At 51.9% G+C, this 12,559-nt stretch carries 9 protein-coding genes; 5 read left to right on the top strand and 4 right to left on the bottom strand.

Features of this window, described 5'->3' with window-relative positions; translation table 11 throughout:
• Positions 1-33: 33 nt before the first annotated feature.
• Together ACLJRE_RS19060 and adhP are read left to right on the top strand one after the other, a co-directional pair.
• Positions 34-1,731, top strand: coding sequence for an NAD-dependent malic enzyme (locus tag ACLJRE_RS19060; RefSeq protein WP_000450511.1), 1,698 nt, complete (start codon positions 34-36; stop codon positions 1,729-1,731).
• 281 nt (positions 1,732-2,012) lie between these two features.
• Positions 2,013-3,023 (top strand): alcohol dehydrogenase AdhP, encoded by a 1,011-nt coding sequence (adhP, locus tag ACLJRE_RS19055; RefSeq protein WP_000642447.1) that lies wholly within the window; start codon positions 2,013-2,015, stop codon positions 3,021-3,023.
• Between the two features lie 90 nt (positions 3,024-3,113).
• Here adhP and fdnI read toward each other — a convergent pair whose 3' ends face one another.
• From fdnI to fdnG, 3 genes are read right to left on the bottom strand one after another with little or no spacing between them, the layout of a single operon-like run.
• The gene (gene fdnI, locus ACLJRE_RS19050; protein ID WP_000045657.1) at positions 3,114-3,770 is read right to left on the bottom strand and encodes a formate dehydrogenase-N subunit gamma; all 657 of its coding nucleotides are present in this window, start codon (positions 3,768-3,770) and stop codon (positions 3,114-3,116) included.
• Complete coding sequence (gene fdxH / locus ACLJRE_RS19045) at positions 3,763-4,647, bottom strand: formate dehydrogenase subunit beta (protein WP_000061599.1); 885 nt, start codon at positions 4,645-4,647, stop codon at positions 3,763-3,765. Before fdxH ends, fdnI begins: the two co-directional genes overlap by 8 nt.
• Positions 4,648-4,660: 13 nt before the next feature.
• Positions 4,661-7,708: a formate dehydrogenase-N subunit alpha gene (gene fdnG, locus ACLJRE_RS19040; protein ID WP_001574320.1), complete on the bottom strand. Its 3,048-nt coding sequence runs from the start codon at positions 7,706-7,708 to the stop codon at positions 4,661-4,663.
• 277 nt (positions 7,709-7,985) lie between these two features.
• Here fdnG and yddG point away from each other — a divergent pair, with 277 nt between their 5' ends.
• The 3 genes from yddG to ACLJRE_RS19025 all read left to right on the top strand — a co-directional run bounded on the left by yddG (position 7,986) and on the right by ACLJRE_RS19025 (position 11,005).
• Positions 7,986-8,867 carry an aromatic amino acid efflux DMT transporter YddG gene (gene yddG / locus ACLJRE_RS19035; RefSeq protein WP_000203795.1) on the top strand — a complete coding sequence of 294 codons (882 nt, stop codon included), beginning with the start codon at positions 7,986-7,988 and terminating at the stop codon, positions 8,865-8,867.
• 525 nt (positions 8,868-9,392) lie between these two features.
• On the top strand, positions 9,393-10,481 hold the full coding sequence (ompD, locus tag ACLJRE_RS19030) for a porin OmpD (RefSeq protein ID WP_000769035.1): 1,089 nt from the start codon (positions 9,393-9,395) through the stop codon (positions 10,479-10,481).
• Positions 10,482-10,624: 143 nt separating this feature from the next.
• Positions 10,625-11,005, top strand: coding sequence for a GFA family protein (locus tag ACLJRE_RS19025; protein WP_014343841.1), 381 nt, complete (start codon positions 10,625-10,627; stop codon positions 11,003-11,005).
• Between the two features lie 24 nt (positions 11,006-11,029).
• Here ACLJRE_RS19025 and smvA read toward each other — a convergent pair whose 3' ends face one another.
• Entirely contained in the window at positions 11,030-12,517 is a 1,488-nt protein-coding gene (smvA, locus tag ACLJRE_RS19020; protein ID WP_000489731.1) for a methyl viologen efflux MFS transporter SmvA, read from the bottom strand.
• Positions 12,518-12,559 lie beyond the last annotated feature (42 nt).

Here is a 12,559-nt window from a genome sequence, read left to right as displayed (position 1 = left end):
CCAGGGACAGTTATTCGAAAAAGAGTGAGTAACATGGAAACTACAACCAAGAAAGCACGTTCCCTTTATATCCCTTACGCTGGCCCTGTATTGCTGGAATTCCCCCTGTTAAACAAAGGCAGCGCTTTTAGCGTAGAAGAGCGCCGCAACTTCAATTTGTCAGGGCTGCTGCCGGAGGTCGTCGAGTCGATTGAAGAACAGGCCGAACGCGCCTGGCTCCAGTATCAGGGGTTTAAAACAGAAATCGATAAGCATATTTACCTGCGTAACATCCAGGATACCAACGAAACGCTCTTTTATCGACTGGTGCAAAACCATCTTGAAGAGATGATGCCGGTTATCTATACCCCGACCGTGGGCGCGGCCTGTGAGCGCTTCTCTGAGATTTATCGCCGGGCGCGCGGCGTATTTATCTCTTATCCGAACCGTCACAATATGGACGACATTTTGCAGAATGTGCCTAACCACAACATTAAAGTTATTGTGGTGACGGATGGCGAGCGGATTCTGGGGCTTGGCGATCAGGGCATCGGCGGGATGGGGATCCCTATCGGTAAGCTGTCATTATACACCGCCTGCGGCGGCATTAGTCCGGCCTATACCCTTCCCGTTGTGCTGGATGTCGGCACCAACAATCAACAGTTACTCAACGATCCGCTTTACATGGGCTGGCGTCATCCGCGCATTACCGACGATGAGTATTATGCGTTTGTCGACGAGTTTATTCAGGCCGTTAAGCAGCGCTGGCCAGATATCCTGCTACAGTTCGAAGATTTCGCGCAGAAAAACGCAATGCCGCTGTTGACGCGCTATCGTGATGAGATTTGCTCCTTTAACGATGATATTCAGGGCACCGCAGCCGTGACCGTCGGTACGTTGATCGCCGCCAGCCGCGCTGCCGGCAGTCAGCTTAGCGAGCAGAAAATCGTTTTCCTCGGCGCGGGTTCCGCCGGATGTGGAATTGCTGAACAGATCATCGCGCAGACTCAGCGTGAAGGTTTAAGCGAAGATGCCGCTCGACAGAACGTTTTTATGGTCGATCGCTTCGGCCTGTTGACGGACCGGATGCCTAATTTATTGCCGTTCCAGGCAAAACTGGTGCAGAAATGCGACAATCTCCAGCACTGGGATACCGAAAATGACGTGCTGTCGCTGCTGGATGTGGTGCGTAACGTGAAGCCGGATATTCTGATCGGGGTTTCCGGCCAGACCGGGCTCTTTACTGAAGAGATCATCCGCGAGATGCATAAGCATTGCCCTCGCCCAATCGTCATGCCGCTCTCTAATCCCACCTCTCGCGTGGAGGCCACGCCACAGGACATTATCGCCTGGACGGAAGGCAACGCGCTGGTGGCGACCGGCAGTCCATTCTCGCCGGTCATCTGGAAAGATAAGGTTTATCCGATCGCACAATGTAATAACGCCTATATTTTCCCCGGCATCGGTCTGGGGGTTATCGCTTCCGGCGCATCGCGCATTACTGATGAAATGCTGATGTCAGCCAGTGAGACGCTGGCGAAACATTCTCCGCTGGTGAATAACGGCGAAGGATTAGTGTTGCCAGCGCTTAAAGACATCCAGGTCGTGTCGCGCGCTATCGCTTTTGCCGTAGGCAAAATGGCGCAGCAACAAGGCGTAGCGGTGAAAACCTCTGCGGAAGCGCTACAACAGGCGATTGACGATAACTTCTGGAAACCGGAATACCGCGACTACCGTCGGACTTCCATTTAATACGTACCCGGCGGTGAATGCCGCCGGATATCACTTTCTTCTTTAGTTTTGGCGAGTCTGTCGACACACCTGAATTCCTTTCCCTGCTTATTTGTCAAGCTACTAATATTAGCCACCTTTATGTATTGAACGGGGATTTATCAGGATAATCCTGGCTAAACTATTACATTGTATTTCTGCCGCCTTGCATAACTCATCAGAAATATTAATCCTAAAGAGGTAATAGCACCTTACCTGCTATTACCTGCTATGCAGTTCACTATTAATAAAAGGAGAAGGTTATGAAAGCTGCTGTTGTCACACAAGATCATCAGGTTGATGTTACTGAGAAAACGCTGCGTCCCCTTCGCCACGGTGAAGCTTTGCTAAAAATGGAGTGCTGCGGCGTATGCCATACCGATCTACACGTGAAAAACGGAGATTTCGGTGACAAAACCGGCGTCATTCTGGGACACGAAGGCATTGGCGTCGTGGCGGAAGTCGGTCCTGGTGTCACCTCGCTGAAACCCGGCGATCGCGCGAGTGTCGCGTGGTTTTATGAAGGATGCGGACACTGTGAGTATTGCAATACGGGCAATGAAACCTTATGCCGCAACGTGAAAAATGCCGGTTACACGGTAGATGGCGGCATGGCCGAAGAGTGTATTGTCGTCGCGGATTATGCGGTGAAAGTACCGGAAGGTCTGGACTCTGCGGCGGCAAGTAGTATTACCTGCGCGGGCGTTACCACGTATAAAGCGGTGAAGATTTCTCATATTAAACCTGGCCAGTGGATTGCCATCTACGGTCTGGGCGGTCTGGGTAATCTGGCCTTGCAGTACGCAAAAAACGTTTTCAATGCGAAAGTGATCGCCATTGATGTCAATGATGGACAGCTGAAACTGGCCGAGGAAATGGGCGCAGATCTGACCATTAATTCACGTACGGAAGATGCGGCTAAAATTGTGCAGGAAAAAACCGGTGGCGCGCACGCAGCGGTGGTTACCGCGGTCGCTAAGGCGGCGTTTAATTCCGCAGTAGATGCCGTTCGCGCTGGAGGCCGCGTGGTGGCAGTCGGGCTGCCGCCAGAAGCCATGAACCTTGATATCCCTCGCCTGGTACTGGATGGCATTCAGGTTGTCGGTTCGTTGGTGGGGACACGCCAGGATCTGACCGAAGCCTTCCAGTTCGCGGCGGAAGGAAAAGTCGTACCAAAAGTCGCTCTACGTCCGCTTGAAGATATCAACGTTATTTTTAAAGAGATGGAACAAGGGCAAATTCGTGGCCGTATGGTCATCGATTTCCGTCGTTAAACGATTTGCTGTGGTCGTCTGAGTATACAGACAGCAGATGAAAACAAGGCGCTACGAGGATAGCGCCTTGTTTATCAGATCGCAAAAGAATTACTGAATACCTTCTTCGCTCTCTTTTTTTGCTTCCGCCTTCTCGATTTCACGATACCAGCGTGGATGATGTTTCTTCGCCCAGCGACGGCTGACCTTCCCTTCGATCATGCCTTTAATCGAGCCTTTCACCCAAAATGCCATATACATATGGATGAGGATCGCGTGCATTAAAATAATGCCCGCCGCCGCATGAATTAACAGGCTATAACGCACCACCTGCATGGGGAAATACTGCGCGAAATACGGACGCCAGATAATCACGCCAGTCACCAGCAGCACAAAAATCATGCTCATAATGGACCAGAACATCATCTTCTGTCCGGCATTGTATTTGCCGACATCCGCCACCTTATGCTCATTGCCTTTCAATACTTCGACAATATTTTTCAGCCACGGAATATCTTTTTTATCCGGGATGTTGTGGTGGACGAAACGCACGAACATAAACATCAGCGCGATGAAGATGGCAATACCGAAGAACGGGTGCAAAATACGTCCCATCTGCGGCGTGCCGAAAGTTTGCGTCAACCATTGTAGCGTCGGGAAGAAAAACGAAATCCCCGACAGCGCTACCAGGAAGAAGCAGATCACCACTGTCCAGTGACAGGCGCGGTCGACAAATTTCGTGCGCACAATCATTTTCGACTTACTCATGATGATCCTCCTCATCGTCGTCCGTTTCTTTATTCGGGCCAATACCGATGTAGTGGTAAATCAGACCGGCGAAAGTGGCGATAAAGCCCGCTGCGGCCAGTGGTTTTAGCGCCCCTTTCCACAGATTGATTGAGGTATCGATCTGCGGATCTTTCGGCAAGCCGTGGTACAACTCCGGCTGATTGGCATGGTGCAGCACATACATGACGTGCGTACCGCCGACGCCCTGCGGGTTGTAGATACCGGCATGTTCAAAGCCGCGCGCTTTTAACTTCTCCACGCGTTGCTCACCCAGTTCCAGCATCTCTTTTTTGGTGCCGAAATGAATAGCCCCGGTCGGACAAGTTTTGACGCAGGCCGGTTCCTGGCCCACGCTGACGCGATCGACGCAGAGCGTACATTTATAAACGCGGTTGTCCTCTTTGTTGAGGCGCGGAATATTAAACGGACACCCGGCGATACAGTAACCACAGCCGATACAGTGTTCAGATTGAAAATCAACAATCCCGTTCGCGTACTGGATGATAGCCCCGGCAGATGGACAGGCTTTAAGACAGCCTGGATCTTCACAGTGCATACAACCATCTTTACGAATCAGCCACTCCAGCTTGCCGTTCTGCTCGGTTTCGGTAAAGCGCATCACCGTCCAGGACTTGGCGCTGAGATCGGCAGGGTTATCGTACACCCCGACACAATGGCCAACGTTATCGCGAATATCGTTCCATTCAGAACAGGCTACCTGGCAGGCTTTACAGCCGACACAGGAGGAGACGTCGATCAGTTTCGCGACTTCGGCTTTGTAATCACGCGCCTGTGGAGGCGGCGTGATGGCGTTTGTTGCGGACCGTTTAATAATGTCCTGCGTTTCCATAGACATATGTTCGCCTCCCTTACGCCTTCTCGATGTTAACTAAAAACGCTTTGTATTCCGGCGTTTGCGAGTTGGCATCACCGACATTTGGCGTCAGAGTATTGGCGATATAGCCTTTGCGCGCGACACCCTCAAAGCCCCAGTGAATCGGGATCCCCACCGTTTCAACCTGCTGACCGTTGACATGCAGGGTGCGAAGACGACGAGTTACCACCGCGACCGCGCGAATAAACCCGCGTTTACTGCTCACCTTCACATAGTCGCCGTTAGCAATACCTTTCGCTGCCGCCAGCGTCTCACTGATCTCCACAAACTGTTCCGGCTGAGCGATAGCGTTAAGTAGCGCATGTTTGGTCCAGGTATGGAAATGCTCTGTGAGGCGGTAAGTCGTGCCCACGTACGGAAACTGCTCCTTCTTACCCATGCGCAGCGCATCTTCTTCATACAGACGCGCCGCCGGGTTCGAGACCACATTCGGGTGCAGCGGGTTAGTGCCCAGCGGCGTTTCCATCGGCTCGTAGTGCTCAGGGAACGGTCCTTCCGCCATCTTATCAATAGCAAACAGACGTCCCAGCCCTTCCGGCTGCATGATAAACGGATTGGTCCCGCTCCCCGGCGCCGCGTTGTTAAAGTCCGGAATATCGTTCCCTGTCCACTTCGCGCCGTTCCACTGGATCAGCATCCGTTTTGGATCCCACGGTTTACCCTGCGGATCCGCCGAAGCGCGGTTATACAATACGCGACGGTTTAGCGGCCACGCCCACGCCCAACCCAGTGTATTGCCAAGCCCTGACGGGTCGGCGTTATCACGTCTGGACATCTGGTTGCCCTGCTCCGTCCAGCTACCGGTATAAATCCAGCAGGAGGAGGATGTCGTACCGTCATCGCGCAGTAATGCAAAACTGCTCAACAACTGGCCTTTCCTGGCAAGCAGTGTACCGTTGGCGTCATAGAGATCTTCCAGCGCATAGCCGTTGTTCTCTTTCGCCACTTCTTCCGAATGCGGTTCATCCGGCTGCTTGTAGTTCCAGCTCATCTTCAATAGTGGCTCGGCGCCTTTACCGCCTTCTGCGCGATACATTTCACGCAGACGATGGTAAATACCGGCCAGAATCTCGCCGTCGTTACGCGCTTCGCCCGGCGCGTCCTGACCTTTCCAGTGCCACTGTAACCAGCGACCGGAGTTAGCGATAGAGCCATCCTCTTCCGCAAAACAGGTAGACGGCAGACGGAAGACTTCGGTCTGAATCGTTGTCGGATCAACATCATTAGATTCGCCGTGGTTCTGCCAGAACGTCGACGTTTCAGTCACCAGCGGATCGATAACGACCAGATACTTCAGTTTGCTTAAGCTTTGCACCACTTTGTTTTTGTCCGGGAAGGACGCCACCGGGTTAAAGCCCTGACAGAAATAGCCGGTGACTTTCCCGCTATCCATCATGTTGAAATATTTGATCACGTCATAGGACTGATCCCACTTAGGCAGCCAGGCAAAGCCCCAGTCATTCTCTTTCTGCGCCGCATCGCCATAGAAAGATTTCATCAGGCTGACGAAGAACTTAGGATAATTACCCCAGTAGTTGACCTGATCGGCCAGCGTCGCTTTGGGGGTATTCGCGGCCAGATAAGTTTGCAGATCGGCCTGTTTTTCTGACGGTAGCGTCAGGTAACCCGGCAGGCTGGTGGAGAGCAGTCCTAAATCCGTTAAGCCCTGAATATTAGAGTGGCCGCGCAAGGCGTTCACACCGCCGCCAGCCATCCCCATATTGCCGAGCAGCAACTGGATCATCGCCATGGTACGGATGTTCTGCGCCCCGACGGTATGTTGCGTCCAGCCCAGCGCATACAGGAAGGTCGTAGTGCGATCCGGAGCGCTGGTAGAGGCCAACACCTCACACACCTTCAGGAAGTCCGCTTTCGGCGTACCGCAAATGTTTTCCACAACGTCCGGCGTATAGCGCGAAACGTGCTGCTTCAGCAGATTCCACACACAGCGTGGGTGCGTCAACGTTTCATCACGTTTGGCATAGCCGTTTTCATCGAACTGGTAGTTCCAGGAGGATTTATCGTACTGACGCTTTTGGGCGTCATAGCCGCTGAAAAGACCGTCATCAAAGGCAAAATCATCCCGCACCAGCAGGCTGGCGTTGGTGTAATGCTTAACGTACTCAGCGTTGATTTTGTTATTTTCGATCAGGTACAGCAACACGCCGGACAGAAAGGTAATGTCTGTACCGGAACGTATTGGCGCATAGATATCCGCCACCGACGCCGTACGTGTAAAGCGTGGATCAACGACAATCAGCGTCGCATCGTTATTGTTTTTCGCTTCCATCGCCCAGCGGAAACCCACCGGATGCGCTTCTGCGGCATTGCCGCCCATCACCATAACGACGTTGGCGTTTTTAATATCCACCCAGTGGTTGGTCATCGCACCGCGACCAAATGTTGGAGCAAGACTTGCTACCGTTGGTCCGTGTCAGACGCGCGCCTGGTTATCTACCGCCAGCATACCGAGAGAACGGGCAAACTTCTGCGTCAGCATACCCGTTTCATTGCTGGCCGCCGAGGCGCACAGCATCCCGGTAGAGAGCCAGCGGTTAACCGTGACGCCCTGCTCATTCTTTTCAATAAAGTTGGCGTCACGGTCGGCTTTCATTAATTTAGCAATACGAGTGAAAGCGTCATCCCAGCTAATGCGCTGCCACTTGTCGGAACCCGGCGCGCGGTATTCCGGATAGCGTAGGCGATCTTCACTGTGAACATAATCCAGCAAACCGGCCCCTTTCGGGCACAGCGCGCCACGGCTTACCGGATGATCCGGGTCGCCTTCAATATGGTAAATCGCTTCTTTCGCGTTTTTTGCCCCATCTCCCAGGCTATACATTAATAGCCCGCAACCTACGGAACAGTATGTGCAGGAGTTACGGATCTCTTTTGCGCGCAACAGCTTATAGTTTCGCGCCTGAGCCAGGGCCATTTTAGGGGTAAAACCCAGTGCGGCCACCGTTGTTCCCGCCATACCGCCCGCGCAGATTTTAAAAAATTGTCTGCGGCTGACGTCCATTGCTTTCCTCTTTTTTCCACTAATGCACGCCTCCTTCGAACTGCAGCAAAACCTCAGTCCAGGATGCGCGTATAACTTCGCGAGGAAACTAACAGCAAAATCGATAACTTTTTTGCGTCAAATCAATATTGAAACGGTTCCGCTATTAAATAGCCCTATTTTTAAACTGCAATAACTCCAGGGAGGTACTAAAAAATGACACTGCATGGCATCGCCCTCGGAAAAAGTGCTATAAGTGGCAGTTTATTTTGCGCGGTATTCAGGACAGTCACAAAGCATGACATCACAAAAAGCAACGCTAATAGGGCTTGTTGCCATCGTTCTGTGGAGCACGATGGTTGGGTTAATTCGCGGCGTCAGCGAAGGTCTCGGACCGGTAGGCGGCGCAGCCATGATCTATTCATTAAGCGGCCTGCTGCTGATTTTTACCGTCGGATTACCTGATATCCGTCGTTTCCCGGGGCGATACCTCATCGCAGGCAGCGTACTGTTTGTCAGTTATGAAATATGCCTGGCGCTTTCTCTCGGTTATGCCGCCACTCGCCATCAGGCTATCGAAGTCGGCATGGTTAACTATTTATGGCCCAGCCTGACCATTCTGTTTGCCATTCTTTTTAATGGGCAAAAAACTAACTGGCTTATTGTTCCTGGATTACTTATTGCACTTACTGGCGTTTGCTGGGTTCTGGGGGGCGAGAATGGTCTTAATCCAGGAGAAATTATCAGCAATGTCGCCACCAGTCCGCTAAGTTATTTACTGGCATTTCTTGGGGCGTTTATATGGGCGACGTACTGCACGGTCACCAATAAATATGCGCGTGGTTTTAACGGTATCACCGTCTTTGTGTTACTCACCGCCGTGGCGCTGTGGTTCCACTATTTTCTTACGCCGCAACCTGCCATGATATTTAGCCTACCGGTGATTGCTAAACTTTTTACCGCGGCATTAACGTTAGGGTTTGCCTACGCCGCATGGAATGTGGGCATACTTCATGGCAATGTGACTATCATGGCCGTAGGGTCTTATTTTACCCCCGTCATGTCCTCTGCTCTGGCTGCGCTGTTACTCAGCTCACCACTGTCATTCTCCTTCTGGCAAGGCGCAGTCATGGTTTGCGTAGGTTCGCTACTTTGTTGGCTGGCAACGCGGCGGCGCTAATAACGACGGGCGGGCCGATGTTGATATTAAATCGACCCGCTGCACCTTGACACTCTTCATAACACAACTACGCTTTTATCTATCGCCTGTGTGTATTTGACGATTTTTCATTTTCACGTGCTCCCCCTGCGCCATACCAGGATGCGCTGGTAAAAAATACGGATTTTATAAAATCGTTAAATATGTTAATGTGATGATATAATTTTATTAACAAATATATAATTAACGCTAGCTGGCAACTGTATTAGTGCATATAATAATCAGTCGTTACTACCAAAAATAAAACCATAAACAGCCCAATAGTCCCCTCCGAAAATATATCTTATTAGACAGTCCCTATTTAAATTAATACTCTCAAATGTATTAAGGAGATCTCGATCACACAAATTAAAATAATTTGTAATCTTATGAAACTTATTATTGAACTTATGCCACTCCGTCATTTAAAAATAGTCTGCCATTGACAAACGCCTCGTTTAACAATGGTTGAGGAAACACGCTAAGAAAATTATAAGGATTATTAAAATGAAACTTAAGTTAGTGGCAGTGGCAGTGACTTCCCTGTTGGCAGCAGGCGTTGTAAATGCAGCCGAGGTATATAACAAAGACGGCAATAAACTGGATCTGTACGGTAAAGTTCACGCTCAGCATTATTTCTCTGATGATAACGGAAGTGATGGTGACAAAACTTACGCGCGTCTGGGCTTTAAAGGCGAAACGCAGATCAACGATCAGTTAACCGGTTTTGGCCAGTGGGAATATGAATTCAAAGGCAACCGTACTGAAAGCCAGGGCGCTGACAAAGACAAAACCCGTCTGGCGTTTGCTGGTCTGAAATTCGCTGACTACGGTTCTTTCGACTACGGTCGTAACTACGGCGTTGCTTACGACATCGGTGCATGGACCGACGTTCTGCCAGAGTTTGGTGGCGATACCTGGACTCAGACTGACGTCTTCATGACTGGCCGTACTACTGGTGTTGCCACCTACCGTAACACTGACTTCTTTGGCCTGGTTGAAGGTCTGAACTTTGCCGCGCAGTACCAGGGCAAAAACGACCGTGACGGCGCATACGAGTCTAACGGCGACGGTTTCGGTCTGTCCGCAACGTATGAGTACGAAGGTTTTGGCGTAGGTGCGGCCTATGCGAAGTCTGACCGTACTAACAACCAGGTGAAAGCAGCGAGCAACCTGAATGCTGCGGGTAAAAACGCTGAAGTCTGGGCTGCTGGTCTGAAATATGATGCGAACAACATCTACCTGGCGACCACCTACTCCGAAACGCTGAACATGACCACCTTCGGTGAAGATGCAGCGGGTGATGCGTTTATCGCGAATAAAACCCAGAACTTCGAAGCGGTTGCTCAGTATCAGTTCGACTTCGGTCTGCGTCCGTCCATCGCTTACCTGAAATCCAAAGGTAAAAACCTGGGTACTTACGGCGACCAGGATCTGGTTGAGTACATCGATGTCGGTGCTACCTACTACTTCAACAAAAACATGTCCACCTTCGTTGATTACAAAATCAACCTGCTGGACGACAGCGACTTCACCAAAGCGGCTAAAGTGTCTACCGACAACATCGTTGCTGTTGGTCTGAACTACCAGTTCTAATTTTGTTGTAGTCTGAATACAAAGCCAGTCCTTTCAGGGCTGGCTTTTTCTCTTGATGTAGACTCGGTCATAAGGAGTATGCCGTGCAGACGTTCACTGGTCGTTGTCTTTGCGGACAGAGCCATTTTACCGTTGACGTCGAAATGCTGGATGTCTATGCCTGCCATTGTACGCTGTGTCAAAAATGGTCGGGTGGAATAGCCATGTATCTGGAAGCCTGCGGGCAACCACAGCTAGCCCCCCTTTCCCCGGAACCGCCATACTTTTCATCCTCTTCGCGCGGCGAACGCTACTTCTGTTCCGGCTGCGGGTGTCCGCTGTGGTTCCGGCTTACCGATACCGATCGCTATTTTATTCCCTGGACCTTACTGGAACTGAACGAAGTTGATCGCCGTCGGCTGATTCTGGCTGCGGAAATTTATACCGAAACCCAGCCTGCCTTCTGGCGACTGACGGGGCAATACGCACGCCTCAGCGGTAAAGAGGTTGAGGAAATGGACTCCCCCTGCCAGCTAGCGCATTAAGCGCTTATCTCACCAGGCGTTATGTTATCGGCGTTGGGCTTTTGCCAGGCTGAACCACATCCCTACCGCCAGCAAAAGAAGCATACTCCCGGCGCTGCTTAACGCCACGCTATGCGACCAGATAAAGGCATGTCTGGCGGCGTCCAGTATTGCCTGCCCCTGCGTGGGCGGTAGGCTATTCGCCAACTGCACGGCTTCTCCCATTGAAGATGACGCTCTGGCAATCTCTTGCGCCTCAAGCCCGGCAGGCAGACGGATAGACGCGGAGAAGCTACGGCTTAACAATAGACCGAAAATGGCAATGCCCAGTCCCGCGCCCAGTTCATAAGCCATCGTTTCTATCGCGCCGGCCGCCGCTGCTTTTTCTGCCGGCGCAGCGGCCATAATTGCCGACGTGGAAGCCAGCAATGCGCTGGCGGCGCTAAATCCCAGCAGCGCCATCAGCCCCCAGGCCTGCCATTGTTGGGTGCTGAAATCCGTCATCGCCAGGCCATAAAAACTCAGCGCGCTTAACGCCATGCCGCCCGTCGCGACCAGCCGTAGTCCCAGACGCGAGACCAGCACGCCCGCAATCGGCCCGCTGAATCCACTGGCGACCATCACCGGCAGCATAAATACCCCGGCCTCATAAGGCGATAGCCCGTGAACAAACTGCAGCTCTTGCGCCATCAGCAGCTCAAAACCCACCAGAGTGATCATCGCGGTCATCGCCATCACGACGCCGCTCAGGATAATGCGATGGGTAAATAGTCGCATATCAATCATCGGACGCGATGTCGCAAGCTGTGTGCGGATAAAGAGTCCCAGGAGCAGCGCGCCGGTAAGCAGGGTAAACGAGATGACCCACAGCGACAGATGCCCTTTCAGCGCGGTTTTAGCGCTATAGACCAACAGCAAAATGGCAATAATCAGCATCACCGCATGGCCAAGATTGAGCGGTTGATCGCGACGGCCCGCCTGGCGAGGAACATAGCGGGCGGTTAAGCCCATGACGACTAGCACAATCGGCACGTTGATCAGGAAAACCGATCCCCAGTAAAAATGCTCTAATAATATGCCGCCGATGAGCGGCCCAAACGCCGCTCCGCCCGAACCTACCGCTGCCCAGACGCCCAGCGCCATGTTGCGATGCTTCTCTTCACAAAAGGTGGCGCGTATCCCGGCCAGCGTCGCCGGTACAATCATCGCCGCGCCAATAGCCAGTAATACCCTGGTGGCAATAAGCCAACTGGCGGTATGCGAAAACGCTGCCGCCAGTGACGCCAGGCCAAAGAGCGTCCCGCCCAGCATCAGCAGGCGTTTAAAACCGATACGATCGCCAAGCGCGCCCATCGGCAACACCATGCCAGCCATAACCAAAGAATAAATATCAATGATCCACAGCAGCTCGTTGCCGCTGGCCCCCAGTGTCATACTCAGTGTTGGGGCGGCGACATGCAAGACCGTGGCATCAATGGCGACAGGAATATAGACCAGCACAATAATGACTAACGTTAACCACTGACGAAACATAAATCTCCCTTCAAAAACTCAAATTTGGACACTTGTCCAGTT

Source organism: Salmonella sp. SAL04157, assembly GCF_046551635.1.
GTDB classification, from domain to species: domain Bacteria; phylum Pseudomonadota; class Gammaproteobacteria; order Enterobacterales; family Enterobacteriaceae; genus Salmonella; species Salmonella enterica.
This window is presented reverse-complemented; position numbering and strand designations above follow the sequence as displayed.